The organism is Paenibacillus sp. Paensp111 (genome assembly GCF_059492195.1).
The window spans coordinates 3,563,105-3,582,023 of record NZ_CP168527.1 but is presented as its reverse complement, the minus strand read 5'-3'; the positions used below and the strand labels follow the sequence as shown (position 1 = coordinate 3,582,023).

Genomic DNA, 18,919 nt, shown 5'->3' with positions numbered 1-18,919 from the left:
AATTAAGAGGAAAGGATTACTATGAAATTAAAGTTGCAACTAGGAAACAATATTGTACCAATACAAAAATGATTATCATTCTCAATGAGCATGCTGCTTTCGGGGTTTCCCCGAAGCAGCATGTGCTGTTTTAAGGGTATTAATAACGGCTCTCATTCTCAATTAGAAGAGAACAGTCTCAACAATTTAGAAAGGAACGTGATTCTTATGCAAGCTATTCACAAATCCATGCCCGCTGCGGACAAAATGGCCAATAAGCCCAACCCTCGGCGTAACAAACGCCAGACTCTGTTGAGTCTGCTTCGCCACAAGGAAATGCTTCAAGCGCTTGGAAGCGGAGCGCTGATGCTAATCGCCTGGGGGATGCATAACTGGATTCCCCTGCTGTCTATCATGGTCTATGTTACGGCATATGCGGTTGGCGGCTGGGGCAAGGCCAGGGACGGGATTGAGACACTGGTGAAAGATCGGGATCTGGATGTTAATTTGCTTATGATTGCAGCTGCAATGGGGGCTGCGGCAATTGGTTATTGGAACGAAGGGGCGATGCTGATCTTTATCTTTGCCCTCAGCGGGGCGCTGGAGTCGTTCGCTTCAGAGCGCAGCCGCAAGGATATTTCGGCCTTAATCTCCCTAAAGCCGGAGACGGCTCTTCGTATTGAAGAGGGCGGCATGAAGCTGGTGCCTGTATCGGAGCTTGCGGTCGGTGATCTCCTGCTGGTTAAGCCAGGTGAAGTCATCCCGGCAGATGGAGTCATTGAGAGCGGCAGCTCAGCGGTGAACCAGGCTTCTATTACCGGTGAATCGATTCCGGTAGATAAGATGGCCGGTGAAGGAGTCTATGCTGGAACCCTGAACGGGGAGGGGGCTCTATACATCGAGGTAACTAGCCCTGCAGAAGGCTCCTTGTTCTCCAAGATTATTACATTAGTTGAAGAAGCTCAGAGCGAAGTCCCCAAGACCCAAAGGTTCATTCAGCGGTTCGAAGGCATTTACGCCCGGATTGTCGTAGGGGCTACCTTGTGCATGATTGTATTGGCACCGCTAGTGCTGGGCTGGTCGTGGGAGATGACCTTTTATAAATCCATGGTCTTCCTTGTTGTCGCTTCTCCTTGTGCGCTTGTCTCTTCCATCATGCCGGCCATGCTGTCTGCCATATCGAACGGAGCCCGTAAGGGGATGCTGTTCAAGGGCGGTGCCCACCTGGAGAATCTGGGCTATGCCTCCGTTGTGGCTTTCGACAAGACGGGGACGCTGACGATGGGGAATCCTGAAGTGACGGATCTGATCGTGGCAGAAGGGTATGAGCCGGATGAAGTTCTGCGCTACTGCGCTTCGGCAGAGAATTTATCCGATCATCCGCTGGCTCGGGCGATAGTGAAGGAAGCTGGCGTGAAAGGGCTGGACTTGTTACCTGCTGAAGAAATGAAGAGTATTGCCGGCTGGGGAATCGAGGCACGGATCGGCGGAGACGTCTGGAAGATCGGCAAGCCTTCAGCTATGGAAGGGGAGCTGCCTCAGTGGTGCGAGGAAGAGATACGCAAGCTGGAGTCGGAAGGGAAGACCGTATCTGTAATTGTGCACCGGGAGAACCCAATCGGTCTTCTTGCGCTAAGAGACAATATCCGCCCGCAGGCCAAGGAAGCTGTCGCAAGACTGCACAAGCTGGGTATACAGTCTGCCATGCTTACAGGGGACCATAACACAACGGCTGAAGCCATTGGCCGTGAAGCGGGTGTGGATCAAATCTATGGAGATCTGCTTCCTTCAGATAAAGTGGAACATGTTAAAACGCTCCGTGAGAAGTATGGCCATGTCGTTATGGTCGGTGACGGCGTCAATGACGCCCCAGCCCTCGCCACGGCTTCGGTAGGCGTAGCGATGGGGGCAAGCGGAAGCGGCACTGCCCTGGAAGTTGCGGATGTGGTTCTGATGAATGATGATCTGGAGCGGATTGCTTACGCCATCACCTTGTCTCGCCGTGCGCGGAGGATTGTGAAACAGAATATAGTGTTTGCGATCAGTGTGATTCTGCTCCTGATTGCCGGAAACTTTATAGAGGGTATCCCGCTCCCGCTGGGGGTTATCGGTCATGAGGGAAGCACAATTCTGGTGATTCTGAATGGTCTAAGGCTGCTGAGATAACATCTTCATCATTCCTTCATTTAACCTTCACTGAACGTGTCCGCTAGGAATGTTGACGATCCATGGGGGATTTAAGATAATTATGATATAAAGTAAGCAGCTTATAATTACTCTGATTTCTCATACAAACCTAGCTGGATACGTACTTAGATTGAAGCGATATGAAGGAGACGATTCTTATGTATAAATCTATTATTGTTGGAACAGGACCTGCTGGTTTGACTGCCGCTATCTATTTGGCACGTGCGAATCTTAGCCCACTCATTATTGAAGGGCCTCAACCGGGCGGTCAGCTTACGACCACTACAGAAGTGGAGAATTTCCCAGGATTCCCTGAAGGGATTATGGGTCCTGAACTCATGGACAACATGCGCAAGCAGGCTGAACGATTCGGGGCTGAATTCCGGACCGGATGGGTGAACAGTGTGGACACCAGCAGCCGTCCATTCAAGCTTCAGGTAGAGGGCCTTGGAGAACTGGTAACAGAAACTCTGATCCTGTCTACAGGGGCTACTGCGAAATACCTGGGCATTCCAGGTGAGCAGGACAATGTGGGACGCGGAGTCAGCACATGCGCAACCTGTGACGGTTTCTTCTTCCGCGGCAAAGAGATCATTGTCGTAGGAGGCGGGGATTCGGCGCTTGAAGAAGCAGGCTTCCTGACCCGCTTTGCCTCCAAGGTGACATTGGTACACCGCCGCGAGGAGCTGCGCGCCTCGAAGATTATGCAGGACCGCGTACGCTCGAATGAGAAGGTAGAATGGGCACTGAACCGCACTCCGCTTGAAGTGATTGCCGGAGACCGTGGGGTAACAGGTCTGAAAGTGCTGAATAACGTAACTGGCGAAGAAGAGATTATCGAAGCCAGCGGGGTATTCGTAGCTATCGGGCATCATCCGAATACGGGCTTCCTTGGCGGCCAGATTACTACCGATGAGAACGGATATATCGTTGTAAATCCAGGAACCACCGAGACCAATGTCAAAGGCGTATTCGCTTGTGGTGACGTTCAGGATACCCGTTACCGTCAAGCGATCACTGCAGCTGGCAGCGGATGTATGGCTGCGATGGACGCGGAGAAATATATTGAGAGTCTGGAGCATGAAGCTGCAGTTCTGTAAGAGAAGCTTATAGCCATAACGATATTAGAAAATGAACAGGAGTGAATGAACGTGGAACAAGCGATTGTATATACAAGTACGAATTGCCCTCACTGCAAGCAGGTAAAGAGCTTTTTGACCGAGAAGGGCATATCCTTTGAGGAACGAAATGTGGAGACAAATGAGGAATTCGCGCAGCAGGTTTATGATATGGGCATGCGGGCGGTTCCGGTTACTTTGATCGGTGATTTCAAAATTGTAGGGATGAACAAGCTGCAATTCGATAAGGCGTTAGCCGCTAATTAACAACTAGAAAAGGGCACTTCCCATGCAGATCATGACTTTTCTGCTGGAAGGGCCCTTTTTATTTGAGAATAGAGGCAAGAAGGGGATAGCTCACAGATCCAGGATGGATGGTGGAGTTATCCCCTTTGTGTCATAACAGGTATACCTGCTGCAAACGCATTCAGGTTATGAGATTGATAACAAGCATAAAGATCAAATAGCCTACTACACCGGCTCCGATCAAGGTGAATCCGGCCTTCTTTCTGGATTGGAACAGACGAAGAGCACCCAGGCTGAAGAGTGGGGCTATAATCAGCAGAAAGAAAAATACAGTAACGAACATTTGCACGGAAATGTCGGAAATATTCGGGATCGTCATAGCTCTCCTCGCTCCATTTCTACAAGTATAAGACTTGCGCAATGAGATAAATCACACTTTTAACTTTATTATAACGAAAATCAAGTTTTTTGGGACGGTTTTTCACGGTTAAAATGGGCTGAAATACGTCTATTGTATGAACAAATTTACCTGTGCCTGTCCCGAACAATCGACAAAAGTAGAAGGCCTTTGACCAGCCAAGCTATGATACAATAATGCCTAACAGAGGTCTCGGAGGGTATAGAATCAGGATGGAACCCCTGGAGACAGCAGTCTGAAGAAGGGCGGAAGCGGCAATGAAGAAACGCTGGATGGAATGTGCAGTAATTGTGTTAGCAGGCTCTCTTCTTCTTGGATTTGTTCCCTCAGCAGCCGACTTTGGAACCGTCGTATATGCAGGTTCTGAACAGGGTACGGTAGTCACTGCTGACCAGATTCAGGACAAGCTGACGAATGCAGCGAAGGCTCGCCTCAGCAGTGTTACTTTTACCTATAAAGGCAAGACTTCCGCCCTTCGTTCACTGCTGAGCAAGGCTCTTACCGGGGCTCTTGATTCGGATGTGTACACCAAGTATGTTACTGACAGCTACTCGTTCAGCTGGCGAGGCACCGCGACTTCGGCGGCCGTAACGGTGAGATTCGTATACCGGGAATCAGCTGCGCAGACGAATTATGTGAACAGCCGTGTGAAGCAGATTGTCCAAAGTGTGGTCAAGCCCGGGATGAATGATCACCAGAAGGTAAAAGCCCTGCACGATTGGATTGTTCTGCATCTTCAATATGACAAAACCCTGCGTAAATATACGGCCTATGAAGGACTTAAGAGCGGAGCGGCAGTCTGTCAGGGATATTCTCTCCTGGCTTATAAATTACTGCTTGAAGCGGGAATTCCGAATCTTATTGTGGAGGGGACAGCCGGAGGCCAGCTGCATGCCTGGAACCTGCTGAAGCTTCAGGGAAAGTGGTACCACATGGATACGACTTGGGATGATCCGACACCGGATCGGGCCGGAGAGGTGCACTACAACTATTACCTCCGCACAGATAAGCAGATGAAGCAGGATCATAGCTGGACTCGTTCTTATCCGGGTGCCGTGACCGCATACAAGGATACCCTGCTCTCGCTCTCGAAATCTGCAGGTGGAGTAGGCAAAGCGGTCTTGGAATCCCTTCAGGAGGAGCTAGGATATACTCTGTATCAGCCAGGAATGGCTGTGAACTCGGCGGAGGGAATGAAGCTGAAGGTACAGCAGGCCATCAAGCAGGAGAAGCATACGATAACTCTTCGATATTCGGGTACTGTTGATCAGCTGCTAAATGATCTTCCATATCTGTATGAATTGAACATCAGCCATATAACCTACTACAATGAACCTCTTGAAGAGACCCCAGACCTCAAGGTGAGAATAGACTGGAAAGATTAACGCCCTGGACAGCGGCTGCTGTCCTCAGTAATGAGGCAGGAATAATATTATTATGAGTGGAAAAAAGGGAATGTCTACGGGCCATACAGCCGGTGGACATTCCCTTTGTGTTGTGCGGTGTGTATAAAGAGTTCGTTAATCTATATGGGCACCTGTGGTCACATCACACTGCTCCAGCGGAATGACTTTGGTGCGCTTGGTCCATTTGTACCCGAGCCATACGATCAGGAACAGCGGTATGCTGACATAGGAGACAAGAATGCCGTACCAGTCGATCCCGTTCTCCGAGATGGCGGTGTAGCTCTGACCGATAATAACGATAAAGCAGAGTACAAAAGCAAACAGCGGGCCAAATGGGAACCAGCGTGCTTTATAAGGCAGCTTGTTCAGATCCCGTCCCTGAGCCACATAGGCCCGCCGGAAGCGGTAATGACAGATGGCGATGCCGAGCCAGGTAATAAAGCCGCACATCCCGGAGGCATTCAGCAGCCAGGAGTACACTACTCCGTCACCGAACAGGGATGCCAGGAATGCGACCATGCCGACCAGCGTTGTCAGCAGCAGCGCATTCACCGGAATTCCTCGGTGATTCAGCTTGGCCAGGAATTTCGGAGCCTTTCCCTCCTTGGCAAGACCATACAGGACGCGGGAGGAAGCATACATACCCGAGTTACCGGCTGACAGCACGGAAGAGAGGATAACCGCGTTCATGACCGAAGCCGCAAAAGCAAGTCCTGCCTTCTCGAATACCAGCGTGAACGGGCTGACTCCGATGTTATCCACACCGCTCTTCAGCAGGTCCGGATTGGTGTAAGGGATGATCAAGCTGATAACAGTGATCGCCAGAATGTAGAAGATCAGAATGCGCCAGAACACCTGGCGAATCGCTTTGGGTACATTTTGACGAGGGTTCTCACTTTCTCCGGCGGCAACCCCGATCAGCTCCGTACCCTGGAAGGAGAAGCCCGCAGCCATGAACACGCCGAGGAAGGCGAAGAATCCGCCATGGAATGGAGCATCTCCAATCGTAAAGTTCTTGAATCCAACGGTCTCGCCGCCGATAATCCCAATGATCATCAATACGCCGACTGCGAGGAAAATAATAACGACAGCAATCTTGATGATGGCGAACCAGTATTCGGACTCCCCATAGCCTTTGACTGACAGGATGTTCAGGGCGAAGATCACGGCCAGGAACAGCAAGCTCCACCAGAACGAGTTGCTGTCCGGGAACCAGTATTTGATAATCAAGGTCGCCGCAGAAAGCTCGGCCGCGATGGTAATCGCCCAGTTATACCAGAAGTTCCAGCCCAGCGCAAAGCCAAGCGAAGGATCTACAAAGCGGGTGGCATAGGTGCCGAACGATCCGGAATCCGGCATATAAGTGGCCATCTCACCAAGACTGGTCATCAGGAAATAGACCATGATGCCGACTGCGGCATAAGCGAGCAGGGCGCCTCCGGGACCTGCGGAGGCAATGGCTCCGCCGCTTGCCAGGAACAGCCCTGTTCCGATGGAACCCCCGAGGGCAATCATCGTCATATGGCGGGCTTTAAGTCCAGCCTTGAGCGATACAGTATCTACTTTACGGTTGCTCATAAAAATTCTCCTTAATATAGAGTGAAGAGATAAGTCTCAAGGAAGCACGAAGAAGCCACGGAAGAAATTTCCGCGGCTTCGTATCTAATACCCGCATCATACCTTCAAAATAAAGATAGCTCAACACGTTCATCCGTTGGTATAGACGAACGTGACAGTTCTGTCCCTTTCGGTAACAGCCCCAGCAGAAATGGTATAGAGGAACAACTCTGCTTCGGCGGCACTGCCTTTCACCCCGGGATCAACAGCGTCCTTATACGCCTTCCCCGGTCTACTCTTCAACTGCCGCGACCTCTACCTCACCCTGAAACTAGGAAATGATGAGGTAATATTCAATTGTATCTTCCATCAACTATCATCATCTGAATCTGAAACTTCATTCAGTATAAATCAACAAAAACTGAACAGCAACAGACAATTTATGCAAAATAAAGACGTATTTATGACACTCCGCCCTCGCCGCGGCGGGCCATCTGCTGCCAGACCGTACCCGCTGCCTGCTCGCCGGACTCGATACGCTCCAGCGCCATCCGCGCCTGCAGACTGACCTCGAATTCGGGGTCATCTGCTGCCGCTTCCAGCGCTTCCCTAGCGTCGTCCGTCCCGACTTCGTACAGGAAGCGCGCGGCCCGCCAGCGCACCAGCTTGCTGCGGTCGGACAAGGCCTCGGTCATCGGCCCGGTAGCGGCCGGGTCGCCGATGTCCGAGAGCGTGTCGCCTGCCGTCCGGCGCACGGCGGCGGAGCTGTCGCGCAGCGCTTCGAAGAGCAGCGCCATGGCGTCCGGCGTCCGGATGTCGCCGAGGTAGACCACGGCGAGCCGCCGCAGCTGCATCTGCGGGTCGCGCAGCGCTTCCGCCAGCAGCGGCAGCGCCTCTTCGCTCGGCTGCAGCGCATCGAGCGCGGCGTAGCGCACGCGCCAGTCGCCGCTCTGCATGCGCTCCTGCACCTCTTGGAGGCTGAGCTCGCGGCGCTCCTCAACGAATTCGCTCTCGCTGCGGCCATGGGCAATGGCCTGGCGGATCACATCTGCAAGCCGCTCTGGAGGGAAGGCCGCTTCGATCTCTTGCTCGATCTCGCGGGCAATATCTGCAAGCTCGCCATAACGGACGCCATAATCTACGAGCTTGCGCTCTTTGATCAGGGTCGCGCTGGCGACCTCAGTCACCGCATTCACGAAGCGTTCAGGCAGCGAGATCCGCTCCTCAAGGGAGCCGGATTTCACGCGCACCTGCATCGGAATGCCGCGGAAGAACTGAACGAACACCTGGGCTTCGCCGTAGCCTGTGTTCGTGGCTTCTTCATCCGGCTTCCAGGCAGATTCCATGCCTTCCTGGCCGAACTGTTCCTGCACGCTGGCTAGAATGGCGGACCAGTCGGCATTGCCTTTACGGTCTAGGGCGATGAAGTCCGCGGTATGAAAGATGCTCTTCACGCCGGGAATATGCAGCATCTGCTGAATCCAGGCTGGAGCAGAGCGTTCGTTATCAGACGTATATGTTTTGCGCTGGCCCGGGGCCAGTGTCTCATCTAGATGAAGCTTCATCGTATTGGGACTTGGGGTCGGTTCGATAAATTTGATTTTCATAGACGAATGACATCTCCTTTTGGGGTGTTGTGTCTATTTTACAACAATTGCCGAAGTATTCCTAAGTATAGACCGAGACTCCGCGTAAAACCTTGAACTTTGTGGAATAAATAGGAGATGCCGGCGGAAAACTGAAACAAGCCGAATGGAACGTGAAGGGTGGATGGGAAAGTGTTCTTGAAGCAGGAGAGAAAGCTGGTCCTGGTATGTCTCATCGTCACGATAATTATGCTCGCTGGAACGATTCGCAGTTTTATCAGGTACCTGCATTACCACTAAGTTAACAGGAGATGAATGTTGATGTCACTCAATGACCCGGTAATGATGAGCCGGATTCTGACCGGACTCACCTTGTTCGTTCATATTAATCTGGCAGCGGTTGGGGTTGGGCTGCCTGTCATGATGGCCTTGGCCGAATGGAGGGGAATTCGTACCGGGGACCCTCATTATATCCTGCTCGCGCGCAGATGGGCGCGGGGTTTCGTAATCTCGGTTGCCGTAGGGGTGGTTACAGGTACGGCGATCGGACTGCAGCTCAGCCTGCTCTGGCCAACATTTATGCGCGTTGCCGGAAGGGCCATTGCTCTCCCGATGTTCATGGAGACGTTCGCGTTCTTTATTGAAGCTATCTTCCTGGGCATCTATTTGTATACCTGGGACCGGTTCCGCAACAAATATCTGCATCTGCTGCTGCTGATTCCAACGGCTATTGGCTCTACCGCCTCGGCCTTCTTCATTACGTCCATGAATGCCTTCATGAACATGCCCCAGGGGTTCACCCTGAAGAACGGAGTGTTCACCGATGTGAACCCGCTGATGGCGATGTTCAACCCCGCTACACCCACGAAAGTATCACATGTTATCGCTTCTTCCTATACCGTCAGTGCCTGTCTGCTGGCCGCTATTGCTGCCTTCAGTCTGCTTAAAGGGCGGAGGCATGTCTATTTCAAAAAGGCGCTTAAGCTCACGGTCGTGTCTTCTTTTGTATTTGCTTTGGCGACAGCCGTGATTGGTGATTTCTCAGGCAAGTATCTGGCCAGGTATCAGCCCGAGAAGCTTGCGGCAGCGGAGTGGCACTTTGATACAAGAGATAAGGCACCGCTTATTTATGGAGGGATTCTGGATAAGAACAATCAGGTCAAATATGCGATCAAGATCCCTTATGCGCTGAGCATCCTGGCTGGCAGTTCGCCGAATATGACCGTGATCGGGCTTAATGAATTCCCTAAGGAGAACATTCCTCCGCTCAGTATCCACTATATGTTCGATCTTAAGGTTACGAATGGGATCATGCTGATTCTCATTCCTTTCATCTATATGCTGCGCAAAAGAATCCCCGGAATGCGAGGGTCCGTGCCTAAATGGCTGCTGATCGGAATCGTTGCTCTCGCTCCGCTTGCATTTGTGGCTGTCGAGCTAGGATGGTTTTTTGCCGAGGTTGGCCGTCAGCCCTGGATTCTACGCGGCTACATGCGGGTATCTGAAGGGGCAACCACCTCAACGAACGTGCCTTGGATGCTGGTGCTGTTCGTGCTGCTGTATCTGGTCCTGTGTGTCTCTTGTCTCAAGGTGCTGGGGAAGATGTTCCGTAACAAAAATGTGGAAGAAGAACTGCGGGAGCTTTATCCGGAAGGCGGTGGGTTGAAATGAGCTATGAGATTCTTGGCATTACGGTGCTGTGGACCTTTCTGTATGGGTATTTGATTGTGGCTTCCATCGACTTTGGGGCAGGGTTCTTCAGCTTCTACAGTGTATCGACCGGGCATAAGAACAAGGTGCACCGGGTTGTTCAGAGGTATCTGTCTCCGGTATGGGAGGTCACGAATGTATTTCTGATATTTTTTGAAATCGGGTTGATCGGTTTCTTTCCGGAGTCTGCCTATTATTATGGGACTGCGCTGCTTGTACCGGGAAGTATTGTGATTATTTTGCTGGCGATCCGCGCTGTCTATTATGCCTATAACACTTACGGCATTTCAAATAATGGGAATAGGGTATACATGGCGCTGTATGGGGCCACGGGTCTATTGATTCCGGCGGCACTGTCTACCGTTCTGGCCTTATCGGAAGGAGGAATCATTGAGGAGCAGAGAGGGCTGGTGCTGCTCAATTGGGGAGCGTTCTTCTCGAATCCGTATACCTGGTCGGTCGTTCTGCTGGCCATCGTCTCGGTGCTGTATATCTCGGCGATGTTCCTCAGCTATTATGCCTCCAAGGCAGAGGATATGATAGCTTTTGAAATTCTGCGGAGGTATGCGCTCTTCTGGAGCGGACCTACCATTTTGGCCAGTGTGTTCGCTTTCTTCCAGATTAACAGGCAGAACCCGGAGCACTTTCAGAACATGCTCCACATCGCATGGATGTTCGTGGCTTCTCTGGTGTGCTTCCTGGGCGCAGTATATCTGGTATGGCGGAGACGAAGCCTCGGCTGGTCCTTTATCCTGGTTCTGCTTCAGTTCGCCTTTGCCTGGTATGGGTATGGACAATCACATCTGCCATACGTCCTCTACAAGTATGTCAACATCTATCAGAATTTCACGAATGAAGCTATGGCTACGGCCTTGCTTGCCGCGTTCATTGCCGGGTTCATCCTGCTCGTCCCTTCCCTGGTTCTGCTGATGAGACTGTTCCTGTTCGATGCCCGGTATATTCGCGGGAATTCACCGAAGAAAGGGTCATAGACATATGATTGAGCATTTTATGATGATGTATGCTCCCCAGCTGGTGGTGGCCGGAGCGATTCTATTCTTGTTTGTGTACGCAGTGAAATACAAGGATTCCGGGGAATAATTAGAAGCTGAAAGTCACCTGCTAGGGAATTTGGAATTCGGGGTAATAGTAGGTTAAGATGAAAGAAAGGCGATGGAACAGGGAAACCTTTTATCAGACTATACAGGGAAATAGGAAGGGAGGAGCCCTCTTCATGCCCAGACACCGCTTTAACAATATCGATAATGTAAGTACAGATAAAACACTCAAACAGTTCAGCCAATGGCGCGAAGAGCGCCGCAGGAAGAAAAAGGATTACTCCTATGTTATTCCTAACTCGGAACCAGAAATTGAATATTTGAAAAATAACCGGGTAGATACCACGATTACCTGGATCGGGCATTCAACCTTCCTGATTCAGTATCAGGGACTCAACATTGTGACCGACCCGGTATGGGCCCCAAGAATGGCTTTTCAGCGCCGGCTTGGATCTCCGGGCATCCCGATTGAAGAAATTCCGGAAGTGGACATCATCCTGATCTCCCACTCTCATTATGATCATATGCATGTGTCATCGATCCGCAAATTATATGGAGCCCGTACGACCATTCTGGTCCCCGTAGGACTGAAGCGCAAGATGGAACGCAAAGGCTTCAGCCGCTGCGAGGAGATGAAATGGTGGGAGGATGTGACGGTGAAGAATGTGAAATTCTCCTTCGTCCCGACTCAGCACTGGACACGGCGTACCCCTTTCGATACGAATACTTCCCATTGGGGAGGTTTTGTTATGGAGATAGATTCTCCGCAGCAGCAGGGGCAGTCAGATCCTGTGATTTATTTTGCGGGAGACAGCGGTTATTTCAAAGGATTCAAGGATATCGGGGAGCGCTACAATATCGATGTTGCGCTGATGCCGATCGGGGCCTATGAGCCGGAATGGTTCATGACCTCACAGCATGTGAATCCCGAAGAGGCCATCCAGGCTTTCCTGGATGTCAAGGCCAAGACGATGGTGCCGATGCATTACGGTACCTTCAAGCTGGCTGATGATACGGCGCGGGAAGCGCTGGACCGCATGGAAGCCGAACGCAAGAAACGGGGCATACCGGAAGAGGCGATTCGTGTGCTGCTGTACGGGGAGACCCTTCGGTATCCGAAGCTTAAGCCATCCGAAACACCATCCCGCTGAGGTTAGTTCCCTGTGCAGGGGATTTCTATGCTATAATGATGAGCTAGATGGAACGAACTAAGCAGATAAAGGATGGTAATGATTAATGATCAGTACAAGTGGTGTAACGCTCCGTTACGGAAAACGAGCACTTTTCGAAGATGTAAATATAAAGTTTACGCCTGGGAACTGCTATGGTCTGATCGGTGCGAACGGCGCCGGCAAATCTACGTTCCTGAAGATTCTGTCTGGAGAAATTGAGCCTAACACAGGTGATGTTCATATGACTCCGGGCGAACGTATGGCGGTTCTGAAGCAGAATCACTACGAATATGATGAATTTCCGGTTCTTGAGACGGTGATTATGGGTCATGCCCGTCTGTACAGCATCATGAAAGAGAAGGATGCGCTGTATGCCAAAGCCGACTTCTCCGAGGCGGACGGTCTTCGTGCTGGTGAGCTGGAAGGCGAATTTGCGGAAATGGACGGCTGGAATGCGGAATCCGACGCGGCTTCACTCTTGATTGGTCTTGGTATCGAGAAGGACCTGCATGATAAGAAGATGAGCGAGCTTAGCGGTAACGAGAAGGTCCGTGTCCTGCTTGCCCAAGCGCTGTTCGGTACTCCGAACAACCTGCTGCTCGATGAGCCTACCAACCACTTGGACATTGATTCTATCGCTTGGCTGGAGAACTTCCTGCTTGATTATGAAGGCACTGTTATTGTGGTATCCCATGACCGTCACTTCCTGAACAAGGTATGTACACATATTGCGGATATCGATTTCGGCAAAATCCAGCTGTATGTGGGTAACTACGATTTCTGGTATGAGTCCAGCCAGCTGGCCCTTAGATTAACTCGGGATGCCAACAAGAAGAAGGAAGAGAAGATCAAGGAACTGCAGGCGTTCATTCAGCGGTTCTCGGCCAACGCTTCCAAGTCGAAGCAGGCAACTTCCCGTAAGAAGCAGCTCGACAAGATTACACTGGATGATATTCGTCCTTCCAACCGGAAATATCCGTTCCTTCACTTCAAAGCCGAGCGTGAAGCAGGTAAGCAGCTTCTGACGGTAGACAGCATCACCAAGACTCTTGAAGGTGAAACGGTACTGAACAATGTCAGCTTTGTGGTGAACAAAGGCGACAAGATCGCTTTCGTGGGCCCGGATGGCCTTGCGAAGACGACTTTATACCAAGTCATCATGGGTGAGACTGAGGCGGACGCAGGTGAGTATAACTGGGGCGTTACCACTTCCCAGGCGTATTTCCCTAAGGACAACTCGGCTTACTTTGACGGGGTGGATCTGAACCTTGTCGAGTGGCTGCGCCAATATTCCAATGACCAGGATGAGACCTTCCTGCGCGGATTCCTTGGACGTATGCTGTTCGCCGGCGAGGAAGCCTTGAAGAAGGCAAGCGTACTCTCCGGTGGAGAGAAGGTTCGCTGCATGCTGGCGAAGATGATGCTCAACGGTGCGAACGTGCTGATCTTCGATGAGCCTACGAACCACTTGGACCTCGAATCCATTACGGCCCTCAATAACGGCCTGATTGACTTTGACGGCACGATCCTGTTCGACTCTCATGACCATCAGTTCATTCAGACCATTGCCAACCGGATTATTGAGATTACGCCGAATGGCGTAATTGATCGCCAAATGTCTTATGACGAGTATTTGGAGAATGAGGAAATTCAGCAGCTGCGCAAGGAAATGTACCCGGCAGGAACTCTGAATTCATAAGTATAAAAAATGCTGTCCCTTGGGTTTAAGGGACAGCATTTTCTTTAGAGGCTCCTAAGATCCGCCGGTGCGGCGGCGCTGGTTGTTCGGTTTTTTGTTGTTTTGGCTTTTGAGTGTTTTGGTGGTATTCATTCCGCTTTGGCCTTGTTTATTGGAAGCCTGATTCTGCTTCTTTTGCTGTAATTTCAGCCTCATGGCTTCGGCGAGGTCGATTTTTTTAGGCTCTTTATTCTCTTCTGTCATCGTTATCATCTCCTTTGCGTGATGGGAGCGCTGATCTCATTTTATACGTTTTTAAAACATTGGACAACGGGAATAATGGTTATATTGGATTTTGGAGGTGCCATTTGGAATGGATACATACAAAGAGATCAAACAGGGAGAGCGCGGCGCCATCATCAGTATTGCCGCCTACCTGCTGCTGTCCGCGTTAAAGCTGATCAGTGGATATTTATTTCATTCCAGCGCCCTGCTTGCAGACGGGTTCAACAATGTTACGGATATCATTGCGTCGACGGCCATTCTGATCGGGCTTCGTATTTCCAGGAAACCGCCGGATTCAGACCATGCCTATGGACATTTCCGGGCCGAGACCGTAGCTGTGCTGCTCGCTTCCTTCATTATGGCTACGGTAGGGATTCAGGTGCTGATTGAAGCGGGGAGAGGGTTGTTCGAAGGAAGAAAGGCAGCTCCCGATCCTTTGTCAGCGGTTATCGCGCTTGTGAGTGCAGCCGGCATGTTCGGAGTCTATGTGTATAACCGGAGACTGGCCAAGAGAATTAACAATCAGGCGCTGATGGCAACCGCCAAGGACAGCCTGTCGGATGCATTTGTAAGTATCGGAGCGGCCATAGGAATCTTCGGCGCCCAGTTCGGCTTGCCTTGGCTGGATACCGTAGCGGCTATCGCCGTAGGGCTGCTTATCTGCAAGACAGCCTGGGAGATCTTTAAGGATGCCACATACCGACTTACAGACGGCTTCGACGAGAATGAGCTGCAGGATCTGCGTAGCTCTATTGCCCGGATTCCGGGTGTGGAAGGCCTTAAGGATGTGAAGGCGCGGGTCCATGGGAATCATGTGCTGGTCGATGTCGTTATTGAGGTAGACCCGCGACTTAACGTTACGGAAAGCCATGAGATCAGCGATCTCATCGAAGCGCAGATGGTGGAGCGCCATAATGTCATGAATGTTCATGTTCACGTAGAACCGAAGCAGGAGGGCGCTGAGCCGGAAGAGACCCCGCGGAAGATAACGAAAGCCGAGCAGGGGTAGTGAAATAATACATGCCGAATTATCAGCAGCTATTTCAGGGCCATTGGGCCAGGGAATAGCTTTTTTCGTGGTCAGGTAGGCATTAAGGCCTGTTCATAAGCAAAAGTTAGGTAGTTAGCATTACCGTGTATTTTGCGCAGAAAGACATATGTTGAGTTCTCTTGGTGATGCCGATAAATGGGACAAGTGCCTTTTTAGGCGGACAACTTACAACTTAGAACATCCCAGGGAGGATTCAACATGAAAAAGAGCTTGGCGATTGGACTCATTACCACCCTTTTATTAGGTAACTCAGGTATACTTGCATCATCTCACGTACAGGCTGCGGCTTCTGTTCAGAAGGCCGGACTTACGGGAACCATTCAATATGGTGTTAACCTTCGGGTCGGTCCGTCCACTTCTGCCCGCATCATTAAAATGCTGGAGACAGGAGAGACTGTCAGCATCACGGCGAAGGACAATCCTTATTTCTATAAAGTGCTTACGTCCAGCGGTCAGGCGGGATATGTCAGTAAATCGGAGAAGTACATCAAGCTGAACTCCGGAACGGTAGTCAAATCGGAGAATACCCAGCAATCGGATGCTCAGATTGAGCGGGAGCAGAAGCTGGAGCTTCTTTTCCAAACAGCCAAGAAGTATCTGGGTACACCCTATGAATTCGGTTCAGACCGAAATACGACGAATACCTTCGACTGCTCCGACTTCTCAAGGCAAATCTACCGGGAAGCTCTGAATATCATCCTACCAGCCGATTCAAGAGCACAGGGCCAGTGGATTAAGGATAACAGCAAAGCTGTATATAATCTGAATGAACTGCGACCAGGCGATCTGATCTTCTTCATGAGTTATAAGGGTTCCTCGGATGCGGCATACCAAGGGATTAATAAGGATACCGAACGGATTAATCATGTGGGGGTATACCTCGGCAACGGACAAATGATCCAGACTTATTCTGTAAGCTCGGGAGGCGTGCGCATAGATACGTTAACCGGCTCATGGGCCAAGCGGTTCTTATTTGGGGGAAGTGTGCTTCAATAATTCGTTACATTCGCAGTTCATACAAAACGCCCTGCTTCAGCATAGAGATCAAGTCTCTTGCCAGAGTAGGGCGTTATTTGTATAGGAGCCGGCCGGTTAGTTTCAGTTATGTAAACGCCGGAAGGCTGTTTTTGGTTGGTCTTGGCTTTATGTTATATTATTTAGTATATTCTGGTGCCCATACCCAGCCTTTGCCCAGCCAAGTGTAGATTTCAACCCAATCTCCGATAATTTGGCCGGTTGGCTCCAGCACTTGCGGATCGAGCTTGCCCCATGCTTTGCCGTTAGGGTCTTTATAGAATGTAGTTACTTTCATGATTTCCCATTTTTTAGGAGGATTAGCTACAATAAGATCATTGATGATAATGGGAGAGCTTACTGTTGTTGAGGTAACTACAGGGGTGGACGTAGTTGTCGTCGTTCCTGTCGAATTTGTAGTGGTCACTGGAGCTGTGTCTGCAGATGCCGCTGTAGCGAAAGCTGCGGATAAAGCAAGTGATGCTGTGATTGCTGCTAGTTTTTTCATTGTATTTCCTCCCTAGGATATGTTTGGTGTTGCTTTGTATATTTTAAATAACCAGCCAAGCGACCTCAGAATCAAATTATGGAAAATTATTTTGGGCCTAAGGTGTTTTTATTAACGAAGTGTAAAAGATTAAGTAGAGAAAGAGTGGAGAGTATGAGGAAAAAATGGTTGTTAATCATCCCGTTCATCCTAGTTATTGTGGCAGTTACAGCTGTGATTCTATACATCCGTCCGACACAAGATCTGAATCTCGATTACACTGAACTAGATTGGAAAGCGAAGATTACCCAGATGATCGATACTCGTGAACCGGTCATCCATATTAACGCCGATGAGTTCAACAGAATGGCCAAGCAGAAGCTGGTGAAATACTTAGCTAAAGGTGAGCTACCGGTTGATGTGACAGGTGCGGAGTTTAAGCAGCATGGGAACCGGATCGATGCGGATATCAACGGAAAGTGGGGAATTATACCCTTCGGAGCAAAAGCAGTCTATAATATGGACTTCTCCGGGGGACTTGTTGTACTGACTCCGGTTTCAGTGCAGATTAAGGGGATCAAGTTAACCCCTGAGCAGCTGGGACTGAAGCAGGTTAGTGTACCGCCGGGCAAAGAGCTGCCCGAGATGATTAAGGTTAAGGATATGATCTTTCATGAGGACTCCATTGAAGCGAGACTGTCCTTGAACTGGCTGGAGATTATGCGGATCTTATAATTAATAAAGAATAAAGAATATATGTTAGCAGAACAAAAAGGCGATAATGACCAAGGTCCACTGGACACTTGGTCATTATCGCCTTTTTGCATTGTTATATGCCGTTGAAGTTGAACTAAGAATTACCCCTGGGCAAGAGTGTGAAATGATTCTGGAGAAGCGGAGCGCTCGCCTTTGTGACCGGATTTTTACCTTGAAAATTTAATCAAGAACTCTGGGGACAACAGCGATCGGAAGAACATTTCACGCGGTTGCCTTATGAGTAATTCAATAGTAAAGCTTACTGGTTAAAGCGATCGGCGTCCATTACGACCTGTGAAGAGGGAGATAATGAACAGAACCAGGAAGACGAAGAACAATATTTTTGCTATAGAAGCTGTTGCTGCCACCACTAGATTGAAGAAACCGAAGATACCTGCAATCAAGGCAACGACCAGAAAAATAAGGGACCATTTTAACATGAAGATCCACCTTCTTTCATAGAAGATTAGTAAAGCCTCTATCCGAAGATCCGGTATAGAACCGGGCTTTCGGACAAAGCTTCGGTGCGGGTTGTTCCCGCCTCGTAATGATCTTTAACCGAGCTGTTTAGGAATGAAACAACCGCGCTCTCCGTCAGGCTTTAGGCAGCATTTTCCTTTGTTTCGTCCAAAACGGCTCGGGGTAACTATGGGGTAACACAAGCTTACGAGGAAAGAAAGAGAGGTAATGTTGATGTCACTTATTTGGCAGCTCAGTGTAGCCGTTATTGCTTTAGCGTTTGTAGCCTTGGTTATCTTCCTGATTAAAACGCTGAAGGCAGCAGAGAATTCCCTTGATAAAACATCCCAAACGCTTCAGGAGGTTCAGAAGACGATTGATGAACTTACGTATGAAGTGAAAGAAGTGCTGAGGCATGCGAACGGGATTACCGAGGATGTACAGCACAAAATGAAGCAAATTGATCCGGTCATTGAAACCGTGAAGAATGTTGGCGAAATCTTGAACGAGGTCACACTTAGTGCCAAACAAGTATCCACAGCTTTAATTGAGAGATTCAAGAAGCCGCCTGAGGCGAGAATCTCCACGAAGGATGCAGCACGCATGTCTTTGCAGACGCCTTCGGAGAAGACCGTGCAAAGTTATGAGGCAACCTATTCCAAGAAGAACTCAGGCAATTGGACCAAATGGATTGATCTTGCCGCAGGCGCATGGCAGAAATTTCGCCACTAATCGCAAGGCCGGCAGCATAA

The 18,919-nt window shown here is 50.1% G+C and carries 19 protein-coding genes and 1 riboswitch; of the genes, 13 read left to right on the top strand and 6 right to left on the bottom strand.

Annotated features, from left to right (window positions below; all coding sequences use genetic code 11):
• Positions 1 to 207: 207 nt before the first annotated feature.
• From ACEN86_RS16905 to ACEN86_RS16895, 3 genes are all read left to right on the top strand, one after another.
• A complete protein-coding gene (locus tag ACEN86_RS16905; RefSeq protein ID WP_495631706.1) occupies positions 208 to 2,145 on the top strand; it encodes a heavy metal translocating P-type ATPase in 1,938 nt (645 codons plus the stop codon).
• 179 nt (positions 2,146 to 2,324) lie between these two features.
• Positions 2,325 to 3,266, top strand: a complete 942-nt coding sequence (trxB, locus tag ACEN86_RS16900; protein ID WP_495631705.1) for a thioredoxin-disulfide reductase — start codon at positions 2,325 to 2,327, stop codon at positions 3,264 to 3,266.
• Between the two features lie 51 nt (positions 3,267 to 3,317).
• Positions 3,318 to 3,551, top strand: a complete 234-nt coding sequence (locus ACEN86_RS16895) for a glutaredoxin family protein (RefSeq protein ID WP_495631704.1) — start codon at positions 3,318 to 3,320, stop codon at positions 3,549 to 3,551.
• Between the two features lie 160 nt (positions 3,552 to 3,711).
• On the opposite strand, the gene ACEN86_RS16890 is transcribed toward ACEN86_RS16895, so the two are convergent.
• Complete coding sequence (locus tag ACEN86_RS16890) at positions 3,712 to 3,909, bottom strand: hypothetical protein (protein ID WP_127200305.1); 198 nt, start codon at positions 3,907 to 3,909, stop codon at positions 3,712 to 3,714.
• 296 nt (positions 3,910 to 4,205) lie between these two features.
• On the opposite strand from ACEN86_RS16890, the gene ACEN86_RS16885 reads away from it, so the two are divergent.
• The gene (locus ACEN86_RS16885; protein WP_495631703.1) at positions 4,206 to 5,333 is read left to right on the top strand and encodes a transglutaminase domain-containing protein; all 1,128 of its coding nucleotides are present in this window, start codon (positions 4,206 to 4,208) and stop codon (positions 5,331 to 5,333) included.
• Positions 5,334 to 5,468: 135 nt separating this feature from the next.
• Here the strand turns inward: ACEN86_RS16885 and ACEN86_RS16880 are convergent, their stop codons facing one another.
• Positions 5,469 to 6,932 (bottom strand): amino acid permease, encoded by a 1,464-nt coding sequence (locus ACEN86_RS16880; protein WP_495631702.1) that lies wholly within the window; start codon positions 6,930 to 6,932, stop codon positions 5,469 to 5,471.
• Positions 6,933 to 7,040: 108 nt separating this feature from the next.
• A riboswitch (Lysine riboswitch) is annotated at positions 7,041 to 7,237 on the bottom strand.
• 135 nt (positions 7,238 to 7,372) lie between these two features.
• Complete coding sequence (locus ACEN86_RS16875) at positions 7,373 to 8,518, bottom strand: conserved virulence factor C family protein (RefSeq protein ID WP_495631701.1); 1,146 nt, start codon at positions 8,516 to 8,518, stop codon at positions 7,373 to 7,375.
• 300 nt (positions 8,519 to 8,818) lie between these two features.
• On the opposite strand from ACEN86_RS16875, the gene ACEN86_RS16870 reads away from it, so the two are divergent.
• The 5 genes from ACEN86_RS16870 (at position 8,819) to ACEN86_RS16850 (ending at position 14,136) form a co-directional block, all read left to right on the top strand.
• A complete protein-coding gene (locus ACEN86_RS16870) occupies positions 8,819 to 10,168 on the top strand; it encodes a cytochrome ubiquinol oxidase subunit I (RefSeq protein WP_495631700.1) in 1,350 nt (449 codons plus the stop codon).
• The gene (locus tag ACEN86_RS16865; protein ID WP_495631699.1) at positions 10,165 to 11,199 is read left to right on the top strand and encodes a cytochrome d ubiquinol oxidase subunit II; all 1,035 of its coding nucleotides are present in this window, start codon (positions 10,165 to 10,167) and stop codon (positions 11,197 to 11,199) included. Before ACEN86_RS16870 ends, ACEN86_RS16865 begins: the two co-directional genes overlap by 4 nt.
• A 4-nt stretch (positions 11,200 to 11,203) precedes the next feature.
• Positions 11,204 to 11,308 carry a cytochrome bd oxidase small subunit CydS family protein gene (gene cydS / locus ACEN86_RS16860; RefSeq protein WP_495631698.1) on the top strand — a complete coding sequence of 35 codons (105 nt, stop codon included), beginning with the start codon at positions 11,204 to 11,206 and terminating at the stop codon, positions 11,306 to 11,308.
• A 133-nt stretch (positions 11,309 to 11,441) separates the two neighbouring features.
• Positions 11,442 to 12,416 carry an MBL fold metallo-hydrolase gene (locus ACEN86_RS16855; RefSeq protein WP_495631697.1) on the top strand — a complete coding sequence of 325 codons (975 nt, stop codon included), beginning with the start codon at positions 11,442 to 11,444 and terminating at the stop codon, positions 12,414 to 12,416.
• An 85-nt stretch (positions 12,417 to 12,501) separates the two neighbouring features.
• On the top strand, positions 12,502 to 14,136 hold the full coding sequence (locus ACEN86_RS16850; RefSeq protein WP_495631696.1) for an ABC-F family ATP-binding cassette domain-containing protein: 1,635 nt from the start codon (positions 12,502 to 12,504) through the stop codon (positions 14,134 to 14,136).
• Positions 14,137 to 14,190: 54 nt separating this feature from the next.
• Here ACEN86_RS16850 and ACEN86_RS16845 read toward each other — a convergent pair whose 3' ends face one another.
• A complete protein-coding gene (locus ACEN86_RS16845) occupies positions 14,191 to 14,379 on the bottom strand; it encodes a hypothetical protein (protein WP_127200297.1) in 189 nt (62 codons plus the stop codon).
• A gap of 109 nt (positions 14,380 to 14,488) precedes the next feature.
• Between ACEN86_RS16845 and ACEN86_RS16840 the strand changes: the two genes are divergently transcribed.
• Together ACEN86_RS16840 and ACEN86_RS16835 are read left to right on the top strand one after the other, a co-directional pair.
• Entirely contained in the window at positions 14,489 to 15,409 is a 921-nt protein-coding gene (locus ACEN86_RS16840) for a cation diffusion facilitator family transporter (RefSeq protein ID WP_495631695.1), read from the top strand.
• 240 nt (positions 15,410 to 15,649) lie between these two features.
• Entirely contained in the window at positions 15,650 to 16,447 is a 798-nt protein-coding gene (locus ACEN86_RS16835) for a C40 family peptidase (RefSeq protein ID WP_495631694.1), read from the top strand.
• A gap of 157 nt (positions 16,448 to 16,604) precedes the next feature.
• Here the strand turns inward: ACEN86_RS16835 and ACEN86_RS16830 are convergent, their stop codons facing one another.
• Positions 16,605 to 16,973 (bottom strand): hypothetical protein, encoded by a 369-nt coding sequence (locus tag ACEN86_RS16830; protein ID WP_495631693.1) that lies wholly within the window; start codon positions 16,971 to 16,973, stop codon positions 16,605 to 16,607.
• Positions 16,974 to 17,126: 153 nt separating this feature from the next.
• Between ACEN86_RS16830 and ACEN86_RS16825 the strand changes: the two genes are divergently transcribed.
• The gene (locus ACEN86_RS16825) at positions 17,127 to 17,687 is read left to right on the top strand and encodes a hypothetical protein (RefSeq protein WP_495631692.1); all 561 of its coding nucleotides are present in this window, start codon (positions 17,127 to 17,129) and stop codon (positions 17,685 to 17,687) included.
• A 287-nt stretch (positions 17,688 to 17,974) separates the two neighbouring features.
• Here ACEN86_RS16825 and ACEN86_RS16820 read toward each other — a convergent pair whose 3' ends face one another.
• Positions 17,975 to 18,148 carry a DUF1328 domain-containing protein gene (locus tag ACEN86_RS16820; RefSeq protein WP_127200292.1) on the bottom strand — a complete coding sequence of 58 codons (174 nt, stop codon included), beginning with the start codon at positions 18,146 to 18,148 and terminating at the stop codon, positions 17,975 to 17,977.
• A gap of 253 nt (positions 18,149 to 18,401) precedes the next feature.
• Between ACEN86_RS16820 and ACEN86_RS16815 the strand changes: the two genes are divergently transcribed.
• A complete protein-coding gene (locus tag ACEN86_RS16815; RefSeq protein ID WP_495631691.1) occupies positions 18,402 to 18,899 on the top strand; it encodes a DUF948 domain-containing protein in 498 nt (165 codons plus the stop codon).
• Positions 18,900 to 18,919: the final 20 nt, after the last annotated feature.